We start from the raw sequence: 23,694 nt of genomic DNA, 5'->3' as shown, positions 1-23,694 counted from the left end.
AGTTTTTTGTACAAACAAAAAGTACAATAAAAAAACATAGTAGCCATTTGTAATATTTACTTTTACAGTATACACCCGTTAATTTGCAGGGTTGTAGATGAATTAAATAGGAGCGCTTTGCTAACGGATAATCACGGTCGTAAAATTAATTACCTGCGCCTCGCGGTGACAGACAGGTGTAACCTGCGCTGCTTTTACTGCATGCCCGAAGATGGCCTGAACTGGCTAAGCCGCAGCGAACTAATGAGTTATGAGGAAATGCTGCGCAGCTGTGGATTATTGGTGAAAATGGGGATCGAAAAGATCCGGATCACCGGCGGCGAGCCCTTTGTGCGCAAGGATATTATGCAGTTGCTCACCGCTATATCAAACCTGAATGGCTTGCAGGAGTTAAGCTTAACTACCAATGGCGTGCTCACTGCACCTTATGTGCCCGAGTTGAAAAAAATAGGAATAAGGTCGGTAAATTTGAGTTTAGATACCCTGGATGCCAATCGTTTTTTTACCATTACCCGCCGCGATGAGTTTGCCAACGTAATGACAGCCTTAGATGCACTGCTAAAACACGGCATAGAAGTGAAAATAAATGCTGTAATAATGGATGGCAAAAACACGCAGGATATTTTGCCCTTGGTTGAAATGACCCAAAATATGCCGGTAAGCGTACGTTTTATTGAAGAGATGCCTTTTAACGGTGATGGTCATGTTTATACCGGTCTGCAATGGGATTATGTGCGGATATTAGACGAAATAAAAAATAAGTATCCTGAGATACAAAAAATACCCGATCCTTTAAACTCAACAGCCTATAACTACCATATACCCGGGCATCATGGTAGTATAGGTATTATAGCGGCGTATTCGCGTACGTTTTGCGGCACCTGTAACCGTATCAGGATAACTCCACATGGCGAGTTTAAAACATGTTTATATGATGATGGTGTGTTAAACATCAAAGATATAATGCGAAGTGGTGCCGGCGATGATGAATTGCAGGGTGTAATACTAAAAGCCATTGGCAGTCGGGCTAAAGATGGTTGGGAGGCCGAACAAAAAAGGGTGATACATCCCGGTATTCATGAATCTATGGCTACCATAGGGGGATAAGGGAAAGTAAGGGTATCAAGACACTAAATTAATTGTAAAGGGTATAAATCCTGATACTTGATACTCACTACTTGATACTTGCTATCTGATACTAAATTATAGCATATGACAACTGTTAACCAGGCCGAAAAGCTTATACTGGCACAATTAAAGGATTATGGTACCGAAAGCTTGCCATTTGAGCAAACGCCGGGCCGTGTGCTGGCCGAACCTATTAAAGCCGATCGTGACCTGCCGCCCTTTAACCGGGTTACAATGGATGGCATAGCGGTTAGTTATCTGGCCATTACAAACGGTATTACTACATTTAAAATTAAAGCCACCCAGGCCGCGGGTGATGAACCGGCAGCTATCAATCAACCCAACGAGTGCATCGAGATCATGACGGGGGCAGTGCTGCCTGCATCGGTTGATACCGTGATCCGCTATGAGGATGTAGATATAAACGGAGGACTGGCCACATTGAAGGTAGTTGATATCAGGCAAGGGCAAAACCTGCACTTGCAGGGAGCAGATAAAAAACAAGGAGCTATCTTAGCTTCCGTTGGACAGATGGTTACGCCTGCCATTATCAGCCTGGCCGCATCAGTTGGTAAGGCGGATCTGTCGGTAAAAAAAATGCCCCGTGTGGTCATCATATCTTCTGGCGATGAATTAGTGCCGGTAAACCAAATACCGTCACTTTACCAGATCAGAGCATCAAATAGTTATACCATTCAGGCTGTTTTGCAGCAGCATGCTTTAAGACCGGATATTATTCACATTCCTGATGATCCTGAGGTTACCCGGCAGCAAATACAGCACTGTCTGCAAAATTACGATGTGCTGTTGCTAAGTGGCGGCATTTCAATGGGGAAGTTTGATTATATACCTCAGGCACTGGAAGATTCTGCAGTTGAAAAGGTTTTCCATAAAGTGGCCCAGCGGCCTGGCAAGCCGTTTTGGTTTGGAAGGCATGGTAACGGTGCCGTTGTTTTTGCGTTTCCCGGTAATCCTGTAGCAACATTTATGTGTGTGCATAAATATTTTTTGAACTGGCTAAGGGCAGTTTTAGGTTTGCCGGAGCAAGCGCCTATGTACGCTGTTTTAGATAAGGATTTTCAGTTTTTACCTGAGCTGCAATATTTTTTACAGGTAAAGCTGCAAAGTAACCCGCAAGGACAACTGGTGGCGTTACCAATTGAAGGAAATGGTTCGGGCGATTTTGCTAACTTAGCAGATACAGATGCTTTTTTAGAATTACCGCTTGAAAAGAGCGATTTTAAAAAAGGAGAGGTTTTTAAGGTGCTGAAGTTTTGACCGGTGAAACCAGAAAAAATTAGTGAAATCCATAACATAATGTTAACCCATATAGATAAACAAGGTAACCCATCGATGGTTGATGTAGGTAGTAAGGAAACTACTCACCGCACTGCTACCGCACGCAGTATAGTGGTTTTACCTGATGAGGTATTGCAGCATCTGGCGGGCGGCGATTTGATGAGCAAAAAGGGCCCGGTGTTTCAAACAGCCATCATTGCTGGTATCATGGCCGCCAAAAAAACCGGCGATCTGATTCCGCTTTGTCATCCCTTGGGTATGGACAACTGTAATATTACCATTCAGGTTAACGAGCAGCAGGAGATAGTGATTGATTGTACGGCAAGCATTACCGCCAAAACCGGTATCGAAATGGAGGCGCTGGTAGGTGCCTCAATGGCCGCCCTCACCGTTTATGATATGTGTAAGGCCATGAGCCATGATATAGTAATTAAAGAAACCAAACTGATAGCAAAAACAGGAGGTAAACGTGACTTTAAACGAGCATAAAAAACACGCTAAACTGGCAAGGCCTGATTCCGGTGTTTATGGCCGTAATGAATGGTCGATAGTTGGAGGGCCGTGCACAGTAATAAAACTGCTGGCTCATGATGTTATCGGTGCTTTATCGCCATCGTACAAATGCGCTTATGCCGATACATCGCACAATGATGATATCACTATGGTTCCTGGCAGGCTTACCAACGGTGCCATGCTTGATTATACCGATCAGATCAATTATCAGCAATATAATTTTCAAAACCCGGTGATGCCTTACCAGTTGAAGCAAAACTTTGCCAATGCCGATCTGGTGTTGGTAAATGGCAACCATCAGCCGGCAAAAGCACAGATAGTTATTATTGATCTGAATAAAAGAGCATCCTTACAAAAAAGGCTTGAGCAGCTTACCAATATACGGTTGTTTTTACTGGCTGATAATTGCGACGAGGTTTTTGATTTTATACAGGAAGCTATTCCTAATTGGCAGCAAATACCGGTTTACCGCCTGGTCGACCGTGAGCGGATCATTGGCTTTTTTGAAAACAGCCTGAAATTATCCAGACCTGTTTTAAACGGCTTGGTTCTGGCTGGCGGCAAAAGCCAGCGTATGGGCTTTGATAAAGGTAATGTGAATTGGTATGGCAAGCCGCAGCGTTATTACATGGCCGATATGTTGAAGGCTTTCTGTAATGAGGTGTACATATCTGTAAGGCCGGGCCAACAAAGCGAAATAGATCCACAATACGCGGCACTGGAAGATACTTTTATCGGTCTGGGCCCGTTTGGAGCGATATTATCGGCGTTCAGGGAAAAACCTGATAATGCCTGGCTGGTTGTAGCCTGTGATCTGCCGCTGATGGATGAGATCACCCTGCGTAACCTGGTGGCCTGGCGTAATAGCTCGGCAACCGCTACAGCTTATCATAGCCCGGTAACTAACTTCCCCGAACCTTTAATTGCTATTTGGGAGCCAAAAAGTTATCCTATCCTGCTGTCGTTTCTGGCCCAAGGATATTCATGCCCGCGTAAAGTGCTTATCAATACCGAGGTCAACCTGTTGAACGCACCCGACGCGGATGCTTTAACAAACGTAAACACCCCTGAAGAATTAGAGCAAATTAAAAGAGTTATTCATCAAAAAACAGCTGCAAACTGATGAGTATAGATATATCAAGATATAGTTGCCAAATAGCCCTGCCCGGGTTTAGCGAAGAAAGTCAGCAGCTTTTAAGCCATGCCCGTGTACTCATAGTAGGGGCCGGAGGTTTAGGTTGTCCTGCAGGCCAGTATTTAACTTCGAGTGGTGTTGGCACTATAGGCATTGCCGATTATGATGTGGTATCGGTAAGTAACCTGCATCGCCAAGTATTGTATAACCCTGATGATATTGGGAAAAGTAAGGTAGATATTATTTGCGAGCGACTGCAAAAGCAAAATCCCGACATAAAACTGGTACCTCATACCGAAAAAATAACTTCGCACAACGTTTTGAATATTATACAGCAGTATGATATTATCATTGACGGCAGCGATAATTTTGAAACCCGCTATTTGCTGAACGATGCCTGTGTAATGACCGGTAAGCCATTGGTATATGGCGCTATTTACCAGTTTGAAGGTCAGGTTGCGGTCTGGAATGTTGTTTATGACGAAGATTCGAGGTCGCCTAATTACCGCGACCTCTTCCCGCAGGTTGATGCTACTCAAATACCCAATTGTACGGAGGGCGGAGTGATACCTACGCTGGCAGGTATTGTTGGTTGTATGCAGGCTAATGAAGTGATCAAGTATATTACCAAAACAGGCGAACTGCTGGTTGGGAGAATATTGATATTTGACGCGCAAAGCATGCAAAGCCGCATCATCAAAATCGGCAGTACTTCAAAAACACCCGTTAGGGGGCTTTCAAAAACAGTAGAGATCCCTGCTGTATCGGTACATGAATTAAAGGAACGTATAGCCGACGATTCTATTGAACTGGTAGACGTGCGTACCGAACAGGAACGCTATGCTTTTGACATTGGCGGCATTCACATTCCGCTTGATGAGTTGGAAGGCTACCTGGCTTATTTTACCGATCCAAAACCAAAAGTATTATACTGCGCCACAGGCAAGCGCAGCGACGAAGCCGTAAAACTCATCCTCAAAAAAATACCCGGTGCCAATGTGTTTTCTTTAACAGGAGGGTTGAAGGCTTATCTGGAAGAGTGAAAGGATTTGGGATTTCGGATGTTCGATTTCGGATTTAATATTGGTATAATTAGAGTTGTCGTCCTGAGGATAGCGAAGGGTCTAATCGGCGATGGGCATGTTTAATAATAGATGCTTCGCTATGCTCAGCATGACAAGATACATTGATTAAGGATGCGCTGCTACCCAAACATCGCCATCTTCAAAGGCTTCCTTTTTCCAGATGGGTACGGTTTGTTTTAAAGTATCGATAACGTAGCGGCAGGCATCAAATGCGGCATCCCTATGGGCGGCAGATACAGCCACTATAACGGGCACTTCGCCAACCTGCATAGTACCTGTACGGTGATGAATAAGCACTTTTTGTATGGGCCATTTCTCAAAAGCCTGTTGGGCAATCTTTTCCATTTCGCTGATGGCCATAGGCTCATAAGCCTCATACTCAAGCTTGAAAACGGCTTTGCCCTTAGTTGCATTTCGCACAGAGCCAATAAATACATCAATACCACCAGCTTCGGGCGACATGACCCAATCAATACATGATTGAATGTTTAAAGTTTCGGCAGATAAAACTATTTGCGTATTGGACATTTTTTTAGATTAAGGATGGAAAGAGTAAGGATAAAGGATAGACAATGGATAGAGAGCAAGGATAAAGGATGAAAGAGTTTTTGTCTTTATTCTTTTATCCTAAAGTCTTTTATCCTATAAAGAATCTATCCTCCGCTTACCGGCGGAATAATGGCAACCTCATCACGCTCATGGATGGTATCGCCTGGCAGGGCATATTCGTTATTCACGGCAACCATGTACGATGCCAGTTGCTTTAAACGCGGATATTGCTGTTCAAGCAGGTATTTTAAATTATAAATGGTGGCATCATTTGTTAATTCCAAACTAACTTTCGAAGTCCCGAATATTTCTTTAGCCACACCAAATGCCAGCACGTTGATCTTCATATCTCAAAATTATACCAAAATAGCTTAAAAACACAGGAAAAATAAATTAATTGAGCGCGCAAAAGGCTCTTTTTACCGCGCAAGCTTTAAACGCCATGTTGTGCGGATGCGCCCTGTTTTGCCTATATTATAAAGCTGCTCCGGCGATGCGCTTGCCCGTAAATATTTTAAGGAGCCCGATGCTTGATAATCAGGTTCGGCTTCTTTATCTATCACAAAACCTTCGCTTTTAAAAAAGACTTCCGCGGCTTCAAAGCTTTCAAACTTGTTTTCCTCAATGCGGTGTTCCTCAAAAAAACGCTGCAGTTTATCGTTGCCTGTCATGCTCAGCAAATTCCTGTCCGATTTAATATAGATATCCGCTGTTATCCAGTAACCGCCCCTTTGTTGAAGTACATGGCGAATGTTGTGGCAAAGCTTTTTCTTTTCATCTATGTTCAGATAAACCAGCAGGCCCTCATTAACAATGGCCAGCTCGCCCCCCTGAAAACGATTGGTAGTGTCTGCAAAATCAGCTTCGTGAAGCGCGTTCAGGGGCAGGGTTTCCAGTTTTCCTTTAACTGTATGATCTGTTTTTATTAGAGAGTTGAGCAGGTTTTGTTTGGTGGCTATTACATCGGGCAGGTCGGTGTCAATGTAATGAACATCATTGTGCAGTGTTGTATACAGGCCGCGGAAAGAAAAGCCAGATGACAGTTCTAAAATATTACTTACAGGCAAACCAGTTAAAAGCTGATCAATGCTTTTATACCTGTTCTCAAAATGCAACACCCTGGCCCACAATACGAAATCTTTGTGCTCAAAGTCTGGCTCATATTTGTCAGGATAGGTAATCAGCTTTGCCGCTTCGCGCATAAACGGAATTTCTGTTAAGCCTTTCAACAACAGGAGGGATCGAGCAGATGGACTTATTGTGCTGTAATCACGGTTGTTTATGGCTGATTGATCTGTACTCATGTTTTATATTTAATAAGCCTGCTGAAAAACAATACATACCGAGGTTGCATCGCGCACTGCAAACTCCTTTAAACCCCAGGGCTGCTGTTTGATCACTTTTAAATTAGGGTGAAGCACTTCGGGATGGTTTGCTTTTATTTCGTTGTAAATGGCTTCAATATCATCGGTATCAATCCTGAATTCGGGCCTGTCGTCTATGGCAAAGCCTTCTTCGCTGGCCACTATTTGTATGGTTATCCCATCACGACCCAGGATAGCAAAGCCTTCTTCCTCGTATTTGCTTTCAAAGCCAAGGGCTTTAAAAAATTGCATGCCGATACTGATATCGTCATAAATAACTTTCGGAATTATTTTGAGTAGGCTCATATACTTTTATTTAGGTAAATAAAGTTCTGTACTTTATCTGTTAATATCTGTAATTTTTCTAAATAGTTCTCATTTCAAACAAAACAGGCGTGTAATGTTTTTATTACTAAAAAAAGCATTATGTCATTTGATCAATATCACGAGCCGGCGCATGAGCTATCTGCCGAAACCAGGACTTTTGCCCGTATGATCGTTTCGCTGACCGAGGAAGCCGAAGCCATTAACTGGTACGAGCAACGCATAGCTGTGGAAACTGATAAAGCTGCTAAAGCTATTATGCAAAACGCCCAGCAGGAAGAATTTAAACACTTTGGCATGGATCTGGAGTTTTTACTGCGTCAGAAACCTGTTTGGCGAACCACGCTGCAAGCTATATTATTTCAAAAAGGCGATATTGTAAAGCTGGGAACCAAAGGCGAGGAAGCCGCGGAATAAATAGCAAGCGCATGCTTACAGAACGTATAAAACTTATTCAGGGTGATATCACCAAGGTAAATGTTGATGCCATTGTGAATGCCGCCAATACCTCATTATTAGGCGGCGGCGGGGTAGACGGTGCCATACATAGGGCTGGTGGTAAAGCCATACTGGATGCGTGCATGCAGATACGTAACCGCCAGGGCGGCTGCAAAACGGGGGAGGCGGTAATTACAACAGCCGGCAACCTGCCAGCCAAATTTGTGATACATACCGTTGGCCCGGTTTATAATAATGGTAACAATCATGAAGAAGAATTGCTGGCATCGGCCTATCAAAATAGTCTGAAACTGGCCGTTGAAAATAAGCTGGAAACCATTGCGTTCCCTAATATCAGCACAGGCATTTATCACTTTCCGAAAGATGAAGCCGCTGCTATAGCTATCAAAACAATTAAGAATTTTTTAGCTGTTAACCCGAGCATTAAGCAAGTTATATTTGTTTGTTTTGACGATGAAAACTATGTGATATACCGGCGCTTGTTAAGTGATGGGTATTAGGTAAGTAATCCATCCTTATCGCAATCGTTTTCGTAATCTCCTCTTCACGCAGCGGCTTAAACTGTTAACTATCTTATATATTTGAAATTCTATAACCGCAATTTCATCTGAATGAGAAAGAAGTATTACCTGCCGCGCGTAAGCATGGCATCTGTCCTGTTGGCCGGGCTCACGTTATCCGCATCGGCACAACAAAAAAATATTTACCATAAAGGCTGGGTCGATTTTAATAAGAACGGTAAAATGGATGTTTTTGAAGATCCGCAGCAGCCTATTGAAAAACGTGTTGCCCACCTGCTAAGCCAAATGACAGTTGAAGAGAAAACCTGCCAAATGGCTACGCTTTACGGTTATAAGCGGGTATTAAAGGATGAAATGCCTGTGCCCTCATGGAAAAATGAGGTTTGGAAAGACGGCATTGCCAATATTGATGAGGAGTTAAACAACCTTACCTCAACTACCGATAAGGCTTATACTCAATATTCTTATCCATACAGCAAACACGCGTCGGCCATCAACACTATTCAAAAGTGGTTTGTGGAAGAAACCCGTATGGGTATCCCGGTTGATTTTACCAACGAGGGCATCCATGGGTTAAACCACGACCGGGCTACGCCCTTGCCCGCGCCCATATCCATAGGCAGTACATTTGATAAGCAGCTGGTGCGCCAGGCCGGGCAAACCGTTGGCCGGGAGGCAAAGGCCCTGGGTTATACCAACGTTTACGCCCCGATACTTGACCCTGCCCGCGATCAGCGCTGGGGCCGTGTAGTGGAATGTTATGGCGAAAACCCTTTTCACATTGCTGAGCTGGGCAAGCAAATGGTTTTAGGTATTCAGGAAGAGGGCGTAGCATCAACCCTGAAACACTTTGCCGTATACAGTGTACCGAAAGGTGGGCGCGATGGCAGTGCCCGTACCGATCCGCATGTGGCACCCCGGGAAATGTATCAGGTGTATCTGTATCCTTTTAGACGGGTGATACAGGAAGCGCATCCAATGGGGGTAATGAGCAGTTATAACGATTGGGACGGCGTACCTGTTACCGGCAGCTATTACTTTTTAACTGAACTGTTGCGCCAGAAATTTGGCTTTAATGGCTATGTAGTATCAGATAGTGAAGCGGTGGAATATCTGTTCTCCAAGCATCATGTAGCTGCCGATTATAAGGAGGCTGTACGGCAGGTGGTTGAAGCCGGGCTTAACGTACGCACCAACTTTACGATGCCGCAAACCTTTATTATGCCCCTGCGCGAGTTGATCAAGGAAAACAGGCTATCTATGAAACTGATTGACTCAAGGGTGGGAGATGTGTTGCGGGTTAAATTCCGTTTAGGTTTATTTGATGACCCTTATGTTAAAGATCCCAAATCGTCTGACAAAAAGGTACATACCGCTGAAGATGATGCCATGTCGCTAAAAATGAACCGGGAATCAATGGTGTTGCTTAAAAATCAGGGAGACCTGTTGCCTTTAGATAAAAGCAAGCTGAAAAATATATTGGTTACCGGCCCGCTGGCTGCCGAAAAAAATTATGCTACCAGCCGTTACGGCCCGTCGCACAACCCGGTTACCAGCGTGTTGGAAGGTGTTAAAAGATATGTGGGTACAGGAGTGAACGTTAATTACGCCAAAGGCTGTAATCTTACTGATGCTACCTGGCCCGAAAGTGAGATCATTGAAACACCGCTGACCACACAGGAGCAGGCCGGTATTGATTCGGCAGTAGCGCAAGCCAAACAGGCCGATGTGGTTATTGCAGTAGTAGGCGAAGATGTGAATACCGTAGGCGAAAGCATGTCGCGTACGGGACTAAATCTGCCGGGCAGGCAGTTAAAGCTGATACAGGCCTTGCAGGCTACCGGTAAACAGGTGGTTATGGTGATGATCAACGGGCAGCCGCTCACCATTAACTGGGAAAATAAATATGTACCGGCTATCCTGGAAGCCTGGTTCCCCGGCCCGCAAAGTGGCCAGGTTATTGCAGAGACCTTATTTGGTGATAACAACCCGGGCGGCAGGTTGCCTATCACCTTCCCGAAAACTACCGGACAAATTGAATTTAACTTTCCGTTTAAGCCGGCATCGCAGGCAAGCCAGGGCGGTGATAACAGCTGGGGCAAAACCAGTGTTAACGGCGCGTTGTATCCATACGGTTATGGCTTAAGCTATACTAAATTTGAGTACAGCAACCTGCAGGTATCTCCCGAGAAAGAAAACTCGCAGGGCGATGTACAGGTTAGTGTAGATGTAACCAACACCGGCAGCCGCAAAGGCGACGATGTGGTGCAGCTTTACCTGAAAGATGAAGTGAGCAGCGTTACAACTTACGAGTACGATCTGCGCGGATTTGAGCGTGTTAACCTTGCCCCCGGCGAAAAGAAAACCGTACAATTTACGCTGCACCCGGATGATCTTGCTCTGCTGGATAAAAACATGAACTGGACGGTTGAGCCCGGCAAGTTCATGGTGATGATAGGGAGCTCGTCGGTAGATATTAAACTGAAAAAAGAGTTTGAGGTGCAATAGGGAAAGCTGAAAGGGAATGGCAGAAAGCTAAGAATAATTAAAGTTTAAAGCTTTGCTTTTTTCTCTGGCGCAAGTATCAAGAATAGGGCAGTGCGTAATAGATCTTGGATCCTAATTGAATTTTCATTATATTTACATACGAGCCCGGTTGTCCTGTTACGAGGAAAACCGGGCTCGTTTTTTAAAAGGGCAGAGGATCAAAAAGAGGATATTTGCATGTAGTTATTTGAAAGTCAATATATTAATACTTTTTAAAGCTTTAAATATGGGCTAAAAACAGGTTGAGATGTGTAAAAAACAGATAGTTTTGCTATTATTTTGAAGTTTTTTGGTCAAAAATCAGCTGTTTTTGAATCAAAAAATGTTAAAATAAAATTTTAAAAAGTTTTGATTGGCCTGTTGTGGTTATGTAACAAAAACGATAGTTGTCATTAGTATTAGGTGCAAAAATATTATTTTCTGCAGGCAATATGTTCATTAAGTTTGCCACCTTTTCCAACACTTACTAACTGTGATAATTACAGTTGTACTTAATTACTTTATTTATATTTTTATACAATTCAAAACACTAAGGCATTCCCTGTTGTAAACCAGTTATTAAATTATTGAATGGAACTTGAGCATAAAGGTGTAAAGGGCAGTCAGCTAAAAAATATGATTATTAAAAAGCTTTATTTTAATAAAGCAATGTCATGTGCTGGCTTAAGTGAGTTGTTTGACAAAAGCATACCATCAATAGCCAAGGCTGTAAATGAATTAATGGACGAAGGCTTTGTGGTTGAAGATGGTTACGCTCCCTCAAGCGGTGGCCGCAGGCCGCTCATGTATTCGGTAAAGGCCAGTGCGATGTATGTACTTGCCATCGCTTTAGATCAGCTCACGGTACGCATACAGCTTTTCGATCTGCTGAATAACCCGGTGGCGGATATGTTTACTTCAGAACTTAAGTTGCTGAACAATCCTGATGCCCTTGTTGATTTAACTGTTTTCATCAATACTTATATCAAAAATTCGGGTATTGCTAAAGAGAAAATTGCCGGTATAGGTATTGGTATGCCGGGTTTTATTAATGTTACCGAGGGTATCAACTACACTTACCTTGATGCCGGAGGGCAAAGCTTAACTGCGTATTTAACTTCCAAAACAGGTATTACCACCTACATTGATAACGACTCAAGTCTGATTGCGCTTGCTGAACAAAAATTTGGTATAGCCAAAGCGCAAAATGAGGTAATGGTAATCAATTTGGGATGGGGTATAGGTTTAGGGATGATCGTTAATGGAAAATTGTTTAGGGGGCATACTGGTTTTGCCGGTGAGCTGAGCCATATTCCACTATCTGAAGATGGCGCCCTTTGCGAATGTGGCAAACGTGGTTGCCTGGAGGCAGAGGCATCCATGCTGGTGGTTGCCCAAAAAGCCATAGCTGGCATTAAACAAGGCCGTATTACCAGTTTAAAATATAATAGTAATGATCACTCCAAACTCATGGGCGATGCCTTGCTTGAAGCCGCAAACAACGGCGATCAGTTTGCTATCGAATTGCTGTCAGATGCAGGATATAAGATAGGGAAAGCCTTGGCCATACTCATTCATATTATGAACCCGGCTATCATTGTTTTAAGTGGCAGGGGAGCAAAGGTTGCCAAAATATTAATGGCTCCTATTCAGCAAGCCCTGCATAAATACTGTATACCCCGGCTTGCAAGTGGTACCGAGCTGTTGGTATCTGAACTTGGGTTTGATGCCGAGCTCATTGGGGCTGCAGTATTGGTGATGGAAAATTTTGATAAAACGGTAAAAGCCAAGGTAGGTAAGGCTGCGAAATCAACAGTAACTTCTTAAATGTGCAGATGTGCGAATGAGGAGATGTGCAGATTAGATTAAAAAAATATCTCTGCATCTGAAATTTGCACATTTCCTCATCCGCACATTTAAATATCTGCATATTCGCACATCTACACGAACACTTTTGCCGAGTAATCCATTGCTTTCTGAAATTTAGCTAAATTAAGCTCCAGGGGCTCGTTTTGTAACTGAAGGTACGTTATCAGGTTTTCGGTAGCGATGTTGCCTGTAAGGTCATCTGCGGCCATAGGGCAGCCACCATAGCCCTTTAGTGCTACATCAAAACGTTTACAGCCGCTTTTGTAAGCTGCATCTATCTTCGGTTGCCAGGTGTCGGGAGTGGAGTGCAGGTGGATACCAAATTCTGTTTCAGGAAATTTTTTGCTCAGATCAGGATAAATAGTGCTGATCTGTTCTGCTTCGGCAATGCCAATGGTATCGGCAAGGGCTATATGATGGATGCCTTCCCGGGTTAATTGTTTTGTCCAGTATTCAATAATTCCGGTATTCCATTCATCACCATAGGGATTGCCAAAACCCATAGACAGGTATACCAGCAATTGCTTATTATTGGTCTGACACAGCTCTTTTATTTTTTTTACATTATCAAATGCCTGCGGCAGGGTAGTATTGGTATTGCGCAGTTGAAAAGTTTCTGATATAGAGAATGGATAACCCAAGTAGGTGATCTCTTCATGTTTCACCGCATCCTCGGCACCACGATAGTTGGCAATAATGGCCAGCAGTTTTGATTTTGTGCCGCTCATATCCAGCTTTTTGAGCACCTCGGCTGTATCCTGCAGTTGAGGTATTGCCTTAGCCGAAACAAAACTCCCAAAATCGATGGTATCAAAACCTACCTGCAACAGCAGGTTAATATAAGCCGCCTTAATATCAGTTGGTACAAAATCATGCAAGCCTTGCATGGCGTCGCGTGGGCATTCGGTTATCTTGATGTTCATTAGGTTTTGGGTAACGAGTTTTGAGTTGTAAGTTTTGAGTTTCAAAACACTTTACTCAAAACTCATCAATTTTACTTACAACTCAAAACTTATCACTTACCACTCATAACCCTCAACATAAAACTAATCCACTGTGTTGGGCAAGTGAACATCCTCGGTAAGGCCTTCACGTTCAAACTTTCGGATAATGAGCCTGGTACCGCCATTGTAGGTAATATAGCTGGATACCCAGTTAATAAACACGATCACCTTATTACGCCCCCCCAAAAGCGATATCAGGTGTACAAACATCCATACCAGCCAGGCAAAAAAGCCCTGGAATTTTATTTTACCCAGATCAGCAACGGCCTTGTTACGGCCAATAGTAGCTAATGAACCTTTATCATTGTATTTAAAAGGCTCGGTTAATTCGCCATTAATGAGTTGGGCTATGGTTTTACCAACATGCTGACCCATTTGTATGGCCACCTGTGCTACTCCGGGATGGCCTTTTGGTGTTTCTTTAGTTATCATGGCAGCCACATCGCCAATGGCAAATATGTTGGTAGTGCCAACCACACGGCAAATATTGTCGGTCCTGATCTTATTGCCCTTTTCAATCATATCATCATCAATACCCTCGGGAATTACGCCCATAACCCCGGCACTCCAGATCACGTTTTTGGTACGGATGGTTTTACCGCCTTCAAATCTTATTTCGTTGCCATCATAGCTTTCTACTTTCATGCCTAAAAGCACCTCGACACCCATGCCGGTTAAAAAATCCTTAGCAGAAGCGGAAGCCTCATCGGAAAAGGGGCCAAGAACCTTTGGTAAAAAATCAACCAGGTAGACTTTCATGTCCTCTCTTTTTAGCTCCGGGTAATCTTTAGTAAGGATGTGATTGCGTAGTTCGGCTAACGAGCCCGAAAGTTCCACTCCGGTTGGTCCGGCACCAACAAGTACAAACGTGAGGTAAGGGTCGCGCTCTTCCTTGCTGGGTTTAAGCAGGGCTTCCTCAATATTTTGTAAAATGGAATATCGTAGATTAAGCGCCTCGGGTATAGACTTCATGGGCATCGAAAACTTTTCCACATCCTTATTGCCAAAAAAGTTGGTGGTTGAGCCTGTAGCAATTACCAGATAATCATAAGTAACAGGACCTATGGTGGTATCTAAAGTATTGTTGTCGGGATTTATTCTGGTTACCTCAGCAATACGGAAGCGAAAGTTTTTTTGACTGGCAAAGTTTTTACGCAGCGAGAAAGCTATAGACTCCGATTCAAGGCTGCCCATAGCAACCTGGTATAAAAGCGGTTGAAAAGTGTGGTAATTATGTTTGTCGAGCATTAAAACATCAACGGGCTTATCCTTGAGTTTTTTGGCCACCTGGAGTCCGCCAAAGCCTCCGCCTATAATAACTACCAGTGGGAATTTTGAGCTGTTTGTTAAGTTCATAGAGCAGGTTGTGTTGTTGAATGTACAGGGTTACAACAAACGTGCCTCTTTCTAAATCAGCTATTTGCACCAGCAGGCTTTACAAACAAAAAAGGCCCCAAGTGAACTTGAGGCCTTGTAAAATATAATTTGAAATTTAATTATCTCAGATCTTTTTTGCCGAAGTCGACAATAACCGGTGTCGCAACGCAGATAGAAGAGTATGTTCCGAAGATCACACCGATCAATAACGCGAAAGAGAAACCTTTGATCACATCTCCACCAAATATGAATAACACGATCAATACGAACACCACAGTTAATGCTGTAATAATGGTACGGCTCAGTGTGCTGTTGATAGCCTGGTTAATTACAACTTCCGGATCATCGGTTTTAGCATGGTGCAATTCCAGGAACTCACGGATCCTGTCAAATACTACCACGGTATCGTTGATAGAGTAGCCGATAACGGTTAGGATGGCAGCGATGAACGCCTGGTCAATATCCAGTGAGAACGGAAGTATACCACGGAATAACGAGAAGAATGATAATACCAGCAGGGCATCATGCGCGGTTGCAACCATCGCACCTAAGCTGAACTGCCATTTACGGAAACGGATCAGGATGTAAGCCGAAATAACAAATATGGCGAACAATACGGTGTAAATAGCTGATGTTTTTAACTCATCGGCAATCGTCGCGCTTACTTTTGATCCACCTAAGATGTTTTTATCTGTAATTTTAGTTTCAGGCTTGCTGCTTAGGGTGCTGATCAGCATACTTTTTACTTTAGCGTCGCCGGCTATGGTATTATCGCTAAATAAGTAGTTGGTAGTGATGCTAAACTTGTCTTCGCCCATTGTTTTAACCTCAGTACTACGACCTAAAGTTGCATCCACTGCATCATGAATAGCTTCGGTAGTTACTGCTTTGTTAGGGAAGCTAACGATATAGTTACGACCACCTTCAAAGTCAACACCGTAGCTGAAACCGCGGGTGAAGATAGAGATCAGACCGGCAGTGATAAACACACCAGAGAAGATATAGAATTTGAAACGGTTTTTTACAAACTTGAAGCTGGCATTTTTAAAGGTATGAGAACTCCAGGGGTTTGAGAATTTGATATCCCAGCCTTTATCCAGCATCCACTCAAATATAACTCTTGAAATTAATAATGAACAGAATAGTGATGTAACGATACCGATCATCAAAGTGGTAGCAAAACCTTGGATAGGGCCCGAACCAAATACGAACAGGATAACACCGGTTAAGAAAGTACTGATCTGTGAGTCAAGGATAGATGGCAAAGCGTGTTTAAAACCATCGGCAACGGCAATTCTTAATGATTTACCCAAGCCAAGCTCTTCACGAACACGTTCGTAAACCAATACGTTAGCATCAACAGCTATACCCAGGGTTAATACGATACCCGCGATACCTGGCAATGTTAACACGGCGCCTAAGCTGGTTAATACACCCATCAGGAAAAATATGTTGATAACCACTGCTACCACCGCTACAGTACCTGCGCGGTTGTAATAAGCGATCATAAAGATCAATACAACAACTAAGCCTAATATACTTGATGTAACACCGGCATTAATGGCTTCCTGACCTAATGACGGACCTACGATTGATTCTGATACGATGTGAGCAGGAGCAGGTAAACGACCTGCTTTTAATACGTTGGCCAAATCCTTGGTATCTTCAATAGTGAAATTACCAGAGATAGAAGATACACCACCTGAAATTTCATTTTGAACGGTTGGGGCAGAGTATACGTTATCGTCCAGTACAATGGCAATAGCTTTTTTGTTGGTACCTGAAGAAGCTTCGGCTGTAACGGTACGCCATTTTTCGGCGCCTTGTGAGTTCATCACCATTCTTACTTCTGGGTTACCTTTAGGGTCAACGTCAGAGTTAGCGTCATTGATCACGTCGCCAGATAATACCGGACCGTTCTCGGCACCGCTTAATTTGATGGCGTATAAAGCGAAAGCTTTTTCTTTAGCATCTTTCAGTGGTTTTACTTCCCAAAGGAATCTGAGGTTACGAGGTATTACCGATTTTACGTCGGCACTGTTCAGGTAAGCGTTAACCCTCGCAGTATCTTTCAAAGGAGCATAACCAACTACAGGGCCCTGGCCTAATGCTTGCTGACCATTTCTGTCGGTACCCAGGTTTAACTGCATAATGGAAAGCAGTGGGTGTTGCGCCGCCAATTGAGTTTTGCTGGCTAATGAAGCAGCTGAAGTATCTTTAGCTGCGTTCTTTTGAACTTTGCTTAATAACGAACCCGCTTTAGCGGCAGTATCTGTTTTTGCAGCAGCAGTGGTAGCAGCTGTTTTTGATGAATCTGTTTTGGCAGTTTTGTTTTTTGCAGCCAACAGGTTATCAATGTTGATCAGGTACTGATAAGCCTCGGTGTTATCAAAAGTTTCATAGAACTCCAACTTGGCCGAACCTTGTAAAAGTTTACGAACACGCTCAGGCTCTTTTACACCAGGTAACTCTACCAGGATACGGTTTGAGCTTTGCTCTAATTGGATGTTAGGCTGGGTAACACCAAACTGATTGATACGGGTATTCAAAACAGTGTATGATTGTTTAACCGCGGTGTTGGCCTGATCTTTCAGGTAAGCCTGAACCTCGCTGTTTGAAGCGTTGTACTTTAAGTGATCCTGGTTATCTTTTGTTGAAAAGATAGCGGCAAGCTTACCGTTAGGATTTAGTTTTTCATACTCGCTTACAAATAGCGCGATGTAATCTTTTTGAGTAGTTTGAGCATTGGCCTGTAATTTATCAGCATTAGCCAAAGCCTGGTTAAATACTACATCGGGGTTGTTGTTGGCAATTTTCCTTACCAGCTCGTCAAGAGAGATCTGCATGGTAACGTTCATACCACCTTTTAAGTCAAGACCCAGTGCAATTTCCCTTTGTTTAACGTATTGATAATTGTGTTTGAACAACGGATATACCGGTTGTGTAGACATAGAATCCAGATAAGCTTTTTCTTTCTCCGGATCACCCTTTGAATATACTTTGGCATCACTTTCAACTTTACGGGCCACCCATGTAAATGATAGCTGGTATAAGCAGACCACAGCTAACAGAATGGCGAAAAATTTAATAACCCCTTTACCTTGCATCGAATTTTTGTATGTAATTAATTAGTTTATAAGCTTTTTTTCAATAAGACGGCAAATCTAATAAAATTTCGCAACCCTGAAATTTTAAATTAAAACAATTTGATGACAGAAAATGTTACCGCCGTTCCAATGTAATAAATGAATATGGATACTTGTTTTTCTCGTCGGCTTCAAAGTCTTCCCGCTCTGTCTCTTTCCATTCTGCGGTGTTTAATTCCGGGAAATAGGTATCACCATTAAAATCGTGGTCAATAATGGTGAGGTAGATGCGATCAGTAAGTGGGAGAGATTGCTTGTATATTTCAGCGCCACCAACAATAAATACTTCTTCCTCGTTGGCGCAAAGGGCCAGAGCGGCATCAACTGAGTTTACCACTTCGCAACCTTCAATATGGATGGCTTGCCGGGTTACAATAATGTTGCGGCGTTTGGGCAACGGTTTGCCAACAGAATCATAAGTTTTACGACCCATGATCACAGTATGGCCTGTGGTAACATCTTTAAAATGTTTTAGGTCATTAGGCATATGCCAAAGCAGTTGATTGTTTTTGCCTATAGCGTGGTTTTTAGCTATGGCTACTATGATGGATACGGTCATTATTTGTTTATTTGTTCATTAGTTCAATTGTTCATTGGTATTGAACTACTCATTTACCATCCGTCATTGCGAGGTACGGTTGTTAATTTTTGTAAGATGAATAAAATTCCGCTAATTCTAAAATTTTGATTCTGTTAAGTCCAAATGAACAAATGATACCAATGAACCAGTGACAATCTACACCGCAACAATACCCTTGATGTGCGGATGTGGATCATAATTCTCCAAAGTGAAATCTTCAAACTTAAAACCGAAAATATCTTTTACCTCGGGGTTGATCTTCATGGTAGGCAGCGGACGTGGTTCGCGGCTTAGTTGCAGACGGGCCTGCTCCATGTGGTTGTTGTACAAGTGAGCATCGCCAAAGGTGTGGATAAAGTCACCATAGTCAAGGTCGCATACCTGTGCCACCATCATGGTAAGCAAAGCATAGGAGGCAATGTTAAACGGTACGCCTAAAAATATATCGGCGCTGCGCTGATAAAGCTGACATGACAACTTTCCCTTTAGTTTCCCCTTCAGGGGGTTAGGGGGCTCCACATAAAATTGAAACAAGCTATGGCAGGGTGGCAAGGCCATCTGGTTTACCTCGGCAACGTTCCACGCCGATACGATCATGCGGCGGGAATCGGGATTATTTTTAATTTGATTAACCACCTGGGCTATCTGATCAATGTGGCCGCCATCGGGAGTTGGCCATGATCGCCACTGAACACCATATACCGGGCCGAGGTTACCATCGGCATCGGCCCACTCATCCCAAATGCGTACGCCATTTTCTTTCAGGTAGCGGATATTGCTATCGCCGCTCAAAAACCAGATGAGCTCGTGGATGATAGATTTCAGGTGCAGCTTTTTGGTGGTCACCATTGGGAAACCATCTTTAAGGTTGAAACGCATCTGGTAGCCAAACACACTTACGGTACCGGTTCCGGTTCTGTCGTGCTTTTGCGCGCCGGTTTCCAATACATGCCTCATCAAATCAAGATACTGTTTCATTTTTTATTTTAGTTGAATAGTGAGTTGTTGATTGGTGAGCGGTTGAATTGTTATCAAATTTTGAAAAACCTAATGAACTAATGAACCGGCAAGCCAATGAACAATTTTTCAAGGACAAAGAAAAATAATCTACTTTTGGTATCCTACGGTTGTTTAAAAATAGATGCCGTGTTAATTACTTCTTATGATCTTATTCCCGAATGCAAAAATAAACATTGGTCTTAATATTACCGAACGCCGGCCCGACGGCTATCATAATCTGGAAACCATTTTTTATCCTATCAATATCAAAGATGCGCTTGAGGTGGTGCCGGGGGAGGAGTTGCAATTTACTTCGTCTGGTTTGGATATTCCCGGCAGGGTAGAGGATAACCTTTGCATCAAAGGTTATCACATGCTCCAGAAAGATCATCCTCATTTGCCACCGGTAAATATTCATCTGCATAAAAATATTCCGATAGGTGCGGGGCTTGGCGGAGGCTCGGCCGATGCCGCGTTTTTTATCAAGCTCATGAACCAGCAGTTTAAACTCGGACTGTCTGTTGATGACATGACCGGCTATGCCCGCAGGCTTGGTGCCGACTGTGCTTTCTTCATCGAGAACAAACCAGTGTTCGCTTTTGAAAAGGGAGATGAGTTTGAAACCATCCGGCTCGACCTCTCTAAATATAAAATTGTTTTGGTGATGCCCGATGTGCACGTTTCAACCGCCGAAGCTTTTGGTGGCATTAAACCGGCCATGCCTAAAGACTCGCTAATGGAGCTGATCGCAGAGCCCATTACCGAATGGAGAAAGTTTATCAAAAATGATTTTGAAAATACCATCTTCAAAAATCATGTAGAGATACGTGGAGTTAAAGCATCGCTCTACGAGGCCGGAGCAATTTACGCCAGTATGAGTGGAAGCGGAGCATCCGTGTTCGGCATATTTGAGCAAACTCCCGATCTGAGTTTTCTGGAATCAGAGAACGAAGTTTTTTATGAGGTTTAGTTTTTGATTTGGGATTTGATTTTGATTTGGGATTTGACGAGATATAAAAAATCCCTGCAAGACTTCCGAAGTTTTTAAAACTTCGGAAGTCTTCTTTTTATAGTCATGCCATGATAAGTTTTTTCTGCCGCGCTTAAATCCGAAATCCAACATCCGAAATCCCAAATTAAAAAACTAATCACACTCCCGCGTCTTCACTTACGCCGCGGGTAATAGCCTCCACCCAATCCGTCTCGCCCCAGCCTTTGGCAACGGCGCTTAATAAGCGGCTGTGTACGGCGTTTGCGATGGGCATGGGAGTGTTACTCGTCTGCGATAATTTAAATGCCAGACGCGCGTCCTTATAGCCTAATTCAGACTTGAATTTTACCGGTTGATATTCCCTGTTAGCAATAAGCTTTCCATAGTTTTGAAATATGGGAGCGTTGAATAAAGTCGATCCGAAAAAGTCAGCCACCTGGACTGGGTCTAATCCGTTCTTGCCGGCAAGGGTATACGCCTCGGCCATCATCTCCATAGAGGCCATGATCATGAAGTTGCCGGCAATTTTAATTACGTTGGCTCCACCTGTAGTTTCGCCAAAATCAATCACACCCTGGCCAAGGCAATCGAGTACAGGTTTGGCAATATCCTTTGCCTGTTGCTTGCCCGACACACATACCCAAAGCTTGCGGGCAGCCGCTGCATCAGGTCGGCCAAATACGGGCGCTGCCAGGTAATGACTTCCGGCCTGCTCATGAAACAGGGCAAGTTGTTCGGAGGTTTCGGGCAGAATAGTGCTCATGGAAATGTGTACAGCATTTGGCTGTAGCGTTTTTAAAATTCCGTGATCGCCTACAGCCGATTCTCGCAAGGCCTCATCATCGGTAAGTATCGTGATCACGATGGGTACTCCGGAGGCAGCCTCGGAAGGGGTTTGGCATTTGGTGATGTGAGCTGCATCAAGCTCATCGGCTTTAGAGTGGGTACGGTTGTAAACTTGTAAATGATAGCCTGCACTGATGAGGTTTTTAGCCATAGGGATACCCATGCTCCCGAGGCCTATAAATCCAATTTTGTTATTCATAGTATTTGGTAAAAGTTAGCTGATGTAATCGCGGTCTTCGTCGCTTAGTGTATTGGGGTCTTCTTTTTTATGAACATTGTCATGATAGCCTTCAATATCAAATTTTGCTTTTTTAGGACGGCCAACCATGATGCCTAAAATAAAAGCCACCACCGCAACCGTTGCCATCAGTCCCAGTTTAGAAACATAAAAGTTAGCGAATAAAAAAGCGAACGGAACCTTGTCTGTGTTTTGCGCAAAGGCCGCGGTTAGTAAAATGGTGACCACTATAATAAAGATAGTTTTAATGCTCATGACGATTTGGTTTTACAGTTAATACAATATCCGGTTTTTAAATGTTTATAAAAAATGTACTTCAATTATGGTCTCTTGAAAATGGAGCGGGAGCGGGGGTGAGGGAACGTTGAAATGTTGGTTTGAAAATTTGAAGCTGTTCGTCAAAAAACGTCAATTGGATTTTTTAAACCTGTAGGATTTTTTTTAGTGCTGGAATTTTGGAACTAAGATTTCTGTCCGGATGGGGTGCCCTATATTCTGTAATTTTTCTGATCAAGTCTTAGGGAGCAGAACTGTGTCTTTTTTATTCTTCGATACCGTTTGAGTTAGTTTTTTTATGCTCCCACTAACTCCCAAAATTCTTCCACGAGAATCATAAATTTTCATGCGATTTTATCTTTTTGTATACAACCGGGATTGCTGGTGCCATTTTATTTAATTTCTGATTTTAATATTTAAAACACTAAGGTTAGATACGATCTGATAACTTGTTATCTGAATTAAATAGTTATATAAATTAATTTATTTATCTGATTAACAAAATTTTAAATGTTTAATTTTTAATCATATTTTAAATTGCTAATATTTTTAGTTTTTTACTATTTAAGTTAACTTGATTTTGTTTAATTTTTACTTTTAATAAAGTTTATATATATCTGATTTTAAAATTTATATTTTATTTATATAAATTCAATTTTTAATTTTCTTGGAAGTCATTAAATTTAAAAAATAGCTTGTAATGACCAAAATGATCTTATCTGTAATTTTTTGATTTAGTACACTAACTAAAAATGAGATTTTACCGCTATTAAGCACAAATTGAATTGAACAGGGAGAAGTGCCTTAAAAAATAATAATGCCTTAGAGGGCTTAAAAATGGCTCGTTCATATGTTGGCATTTACCCTCCTATCGGGGTATTGTTAGAGCATAAATAGTAAATATGGGGTGCAGGTTATGGTGCTAAAATATAGAATAAGGGATGGGCTTTGCCTCCTGAAATGGGCGTATGGAGAGATGGATAAAAACAAAAAGAGCCGGAGTTAGGCCCGGGCTCTTCGTTTAGTAATTTGTTTTTGAGCTACCGGATACAGGAAGATTGTAGACAAAATAAGTACCGCGCCGACCCAAAAACCGGTCGTCATTTTGTTCATATCGCCAAAGAAAATAAACGACATCAGGATGCCATAAACCGGCTCAAGGTTGGTGACTAAGGCTACCTTGAAGGCAGAAAGTTCGCGCATAACGGATACCCCGGCAACGTAAGCGAGCGATGTGCAGATGGTGCCTAATAACACCAGGTACATGATATCATGACCCTTTAAAATTAATGAACTATTAAAGCCGCTGGTAAATAAAAGGTATAACGATATCCAGAAAAATGCACCGCTCAGCTCATAAAACGCGATGGTAGGAGCCTCATGCTTCTTAACAAATTTTGAATTGATGATGGAGAAAAGGCTGGCACAAATGGCACAGATCAGGCCTGCTATGATTCCCTTAGTG

Annotated in this window: 22 protein-coding genes; 10 read left to right on the top strand and 12 right to left on the bottom strand. The window is 42.8% G+C overall.

All coding sequences use genetic code 11. The features are described 5' to 3' along the window. The first annotated feature begins 117 nt into the window (after positions 1–117). From moaA to AAGC65_RS13710, 5 genes are all read left to right on the top strand, one after another. Entirely contained in the window at positions 118–1,107 is a 990-nt protein-coding gene (gene moaA, locus AAGC65_RS13730) for a GTP 3',8-cyclase MoaA (protein ID WP_343113031.1), read from the top strand. A 105-nt stretch (positions 1,108–1,212) separates the two neighbouring features. Next, the gene (locus tag AAGC65_RS13725; RefSeq protein WP_343113030.1) at positions 1,213–2,406 is read left to right on the top strand and encodes a molybdopterin molybdotransferase MoeA; all 1,194 of its coding nucleotides are present in this window, start codon (positions 1,213–1,215) and stop codon (positions 2,404–2,406) included. Between the two features lie 39 nt (positions 2,407–2,445). Continuing rightward, complete coding sequence (gene moaC, locus AAGC65_RS13720; RefSeq protein WP_343113029.1) at positions 2,446–2,916, top strand: cyclic pyranopterin monophosphate synthase MoaC; 471 nt, start codon at positions 2,446–2,448, stop codon at positions 2,914–2,916. Further along, positions 2,897–4,063, top strand: a complete 1,167-nt coding sequence (locus AAGC65_RS13715; protein WP_343113028.1) for an NTP transferase domain-containing protein — start codon at positions 2,897–2,899, stop codon at positions 4,061–4,063. The genes moaC and AAGC65_RS13715 overlap by 20 nt, the downstream gene beginning before the upstream one ends. After that, entirely contained in the window at positions 4,063–5,118 is a 1,056-nt protein-coding gene (locus tag AAGC65_RS13710) for a HesA/MoeB/ThiF family protein (protein WP_343113027.1), read from the top strand. The genes AAGC65_RS13715 and AAGC65_RS13710 overlap by 1 nt, the downstream gene beginning before the upstream one ends. Positions 5,119–5,265: 147 nt before the next feature. Here AAGC65_RS13710 and AAGC65_RS13705 read toward each other — a convergent pair whose 3' ends face one another. From AAGC65_RS13705 to AAGC65_RS13690, 4 genes are all read right to left on the bottom strand, one after another. Continuing rightward, complete coding sequence (locus tag AAGC65_RS13705) at positions 5,266–5,688, bottom strand: molybdenum cofactor biosynthesis protein MoaE (RefSeq protein WP_343113026.1); 423 nt, start codon at positions 5,686–5,688, stop codon at positions 5,266–5,268. Positions 5,689–5,813: 125 nt separating this feature from the next. Next, the gene (locus tag AAGC65_RS13700) at positions 5,814–6,056 is read right to left on the bottom strand and encodes a MoaD/ThiS family protein (protein WP_343113025.1); all 243 of its coding nucleotides are present in this window, start codon (positions 6,054–6,056) and stop codon (positions 5,814–5,816) included. A gap of 72 nt (positions 6,057–6,128) precedes the next feature. After that, positions 6,129–7,013 (bottom strand): hypothetical protein, encoded by an 885-nt coding sequence (locus AAGC65_RS13695; RefSeq protein WP_343113024.1) that lies wholly within the window; start codon positions 7,011–7,013, stop codon positions 6,129–6,131. Positions 7,014–7,022: 9 nt separating this feature from the next. After that, the gene (locus AAGC65_RS13690; protein WP_343113023.1) at positions 7,023–7,379 is read right to left on the bottom strand and encodes a hypothetical protein; all 357 of its coding nucleotides are present in this window, start codon (positions 7,377–7,379) and stop codon (positions 7,023–7,025) included. A gap of 120 nt (positions 7,380–7,499) precedes the next feature. Here AAGC65_RS13690 and AAGC65_RS13685 point away from each other — a divergent pair, with 120 nt between their 5' ends. From AAGC65_RS13685 to AAGC65_RS13670, 4 genes are all read left to right on the top strand, one after another. Beyond that, entirely contained in the window at positions 7,500–7,814 is a 315-nt protein-coding gene (locus tag AAGC65_RS13685; RefSeq protein WP_343113022.1) for a hypothetical protein, read from the top strand. Positions 7,815–7,825: 11 nt separating this feature from the next. Next, positions 7,826–8,356: an O-acetyl-ADP-ribose deacetylase gene (locus AAGC65_RS13680; protein ID WP_343113021.1), complete on the top strand. Its 531-nt coding sequence runs from the start codon at positions 7,826–7,828 to the stop codon at positions 8,354–8,356. 111 nt (positions 8,357–8,467) lie between these two features. Then, positions 8,468–10,885: a glycoside hydrolase family 3 N-terminal domain-containing protein gene (locus AAGC65_RS13675; protein WP_343113020.1), complete on the top strand. Its 2,418-nt coding sequence runs from the start codon at positions 8,468–8,470 to the stop codon at positions 10,883–10,885. A 609-nt stretch (positions 10,886–11,494) separates the two neighbouring features. Continuing rightward, positions 11,495–12,730, top strand: coding sequence for an ROK family protein (locus AAGC65_RS13670; RefSeq protein ID WP_343113019.1), 1,236 nt, complete (start codon positions 11,495–11,497; stop codon positions 12,728–12,730). 113 nt (positions 12,731–12,843) lie between these two features. On the opposite strand, the gene AAGC65_RS13665 is transcribed toward AAGC65_RS13670, so the two are convergent. The 5 genes from AAGC65_RS13665 to AAGC65_RS13645 form a co-directional block, all read right to left on the bottom strand. Next, positions 12,844–13,695 (bottom strand): hydroxymethylglutaryl-CoA lyase, encoded by an 852-nt coding sequence (locus AAGC65_RS13665; protein WP_343113018.1) that lies wholly within the window; start codon positions 13,693–13,695, stop codon positions 12,844–12,846. Positions 13,696–13,818: 123 nt separating this feature from the next. Beyond that, a complete protein-coding gene (locus AAGC65_RS13660; RefSeq protein ID WP_343113017.1) occupies positions 13,819–15,132 on the bottom strand; it encodes an NAD(P)/FAD-dependent oxidoreductase in 1,314 nt (437 codons plus the stop codon). A gap of 140 nt (positions 15,133–15,272) precedes the next feature. Next, entirely contained in the window at positions 15,273–18,260 is a 2,988-nt protein-coding gene (gene secDF, locus AAGC65_RS13655) for a protein translocase subunit SecDF (protein ID WP_343113016.1), read from the bottom strand. Between the two features lie 115 nt (positions 18,261–18,375). Then, a complete protein-coding gene (locus AAGC65_RS13650; RefSeq protein ID WP_343113015.1) occupies positions 18,376–18,858 on the bottom strand; it encodes a dihydrofolate reductase in 483 nt (160 codons plus the stop codon). A 177-nt stretch (positions 18,859–19,035) separates the two neighbouring features. Next, on the bottom strand, positions 19,036–19,857 hold the full coding sequence (locus AAGC65_RS13645) for a thymidylate synthase (protein WP_343113014.1): 822 nt from the start codon (positions 19,855–19,857) through the stop codon (positions 19,036–19,038). 184 nt (positions 19,858–20,041) lie between these two features. Here AAGC65_RS13645 and ispE point away from each other — a divergent pair, with 184 nt between their 5' ends. After that, on the top strand, positions 20,042–20,848 hold the full coding sequence (gene ispE, locus AAGC65_RS13640) for a 4-(cytidine 5'-diphospho)-2-C-methyl-D-erythritol kinase (RefSeq protein ID WP_343113013.1): 807 nt from the start codon (positions 20,042–20,044) through the stop codon (positions 20,846–20,848). Between the two features lie 178 nt (positions 20,849–21,026). Here the strand turns inward: ispE and AAGC65_RS13635 are convergent, their stop codons facing one another. The 3 genes from AAGC65_RS13635 to AAGC65_RS13625 all read right to left on the bottom strand — a co-directional run. Further along, positions 21,027–21,914 (bottom strand): NAD(P)-dependent oxidoreductase, encoded by an 888-nt coding sequence (locus tag AAGC65_RS13635; RefSeq protein WP_343113012.1) that lies wholly within the window; start codon positions 21,912–21,914, stop codon positions 21,027–21,029. Positions 21,915–21,929: 15 nt separating this feature from the next. Then, positions 21,930–22,208: a hypothetical protein gene (locus AAGC65_RS13630; protein WP_343113011.1), complete on the bottom strand. Its 279-nt coding sequence runs from the start codon at positions 22,206–22,208 to the stop codon at positions 21,930–21,932. A gap of 1,023 nt (positions 22,209–23,231) precedes the next feature. Continuing rightward, positions 23,232–23,694 (bottom strand): DMT family transporter (locus AAGC65_RS13625; protein ID WP_343113010.1); only part of this gene is annotated, 463 nt, incomplete at its 5' end.

The organism is Mucilaginibacter sp. (genome assembly GCF_039207105.1).
Lineage (GTDB): Bacteria > Bacteroidota > Bacteroidia > Sphingobacteriales > Sphingobacteriaceae > Mucilaginibacter.
Note: the sequence above shows the minus strand (reverse complement) of the source record. Positions and strands in the feature narration are given on the sequence as shown.

Bases quoted from the DNA above. Each gene is read 5' to 3' on its own strand.
- AAGC65_RS13725 (WP_343113030.1), top strand. From the start codon at position 1,213: ATGACAACTGTTAACCAGGCCGAAAAGCTTATACTGGCACAATTAAAG.
- moaC (WP_343113029.1), top strand. From the start codon at position 2,446: ATGTTAACCCATATAGATAAACAAGGTAACCCATCGATGGTTGATGTA.
- AAGC65_RS13710 (WP_343113027.1), top strand. From the start codon at position 4,063: ATGAGTATAGATATATCAAGATATAGTTGCCAAATAGCCCTGCCCGGG.
- AAGC65_RS13705 (WP_343113026.1), bottom strand. From the start codon at position 5,688: ATGTCCAATACGCAAATAGTTTTATCTGCCGAAACTTTAAACATTCAA.
- AAGC65_RS13700 (WP_343113025.1), bottom strand. From the start codon at position 6,056: ATGAAGATCAACGTGCTGGCATTTGGTGTGGCTAAAGAAATATTCGGG.
- AAGC65_RS13695 (WP_343113024.1), bottom strand. From the start codon at position 7,013: ATGAGTACAGATCAATCAGCCATAAACAACCGTGATTACAGCACAATA.
- AAGC65_RS13690 (WP_343113023.1), bottom strand. From the start codon at position 7,379: ATGAGCCTACTCAAAATAATTCCGAAAGTTATTTATGACGATATCAGT.
- AAGC65_RS13685 (WP_343113022.1), top strand. From the start codon at position 7,500: ATGTCATTTGATCAATATCACGAGCCGGCGCATGAGCTATCTGCCGAA.
- AAGC65_RS13680 (WP_343113021.1), top strand. From the start codon at position 7,826: ATGCTTACAGAACGTATAAAACTTATTCAGGGTGATATCACCAAGGTA.
- AAGC65_RS13675 (WP_343113020.1), top strand. From the start codon at position 8,468: ATGAGAAAGAAGTATTACCTGCCGCGCGTAAGCATGGCATCTGTCCTG.
- AAGC65_RS13670 (WP_343113019.1), top strand. From the start codon at position 11,495: ATGGAACTTGAGCATAAAGGTGTAAAGGGCAGTCAGCTAAAAAATATG.
- AAGC65_RS13665 (WP_343113018.1), bottom strand. From the start codon at position 13,695: ATGAACATCAAGATAACCGAATGCCCACGCGACGCCATGCAAGGCTTG.
- AAGC65_RS13660 (WP_343113017.1), bottom strand. From the start codon at position 15,132: ATGAACTTAACAAACAGCTCAAAATTCCCACTGGTAGTTATTATAGGC.
- secDF (WP_343113016.1), bottom strand. From the start codon at position 18,260: ATGCAAGGTAAAGGGGTTATTAAATTTTTCGCCATTCTGTTAGCTGTG.
- AAGC65_RS13650 (WP_343113015.1), bottom strand. From the start codon at position 18,858: ATGACCGTATCCATCATAGTAGCCATAGCTAAAAACCACGCTATAGGC.
- AAGC65_RS13645 (WP_343113014.1), bottom strand. From the start codon at position 19,857: ATGAAACAGTATCTTGATTTGATGAGGCATGTATTGGAAACCGGCGCG.
- ispE (WP_343113013.1), top strand. From the start codon at position 20,042: ATGATCTTATTCCCGAATGCAAAAATAAACATTGGTCTTAATATTACC.
- AAGC65_RS13635 (WP_343113012.1), bottom strand. From the start codon at position 21,914: ATGAATAACAAAATTGGATTTATAGGCCTCGGGAGCATGGGTATCCCT.
- AAGC65_RS13630 (WP_343113011.1), bottom strand. From the start codon at position 22,208: ATGAGCATTAAAACTATCTTTATTATAGTGGTCACCATTTTACTAACC.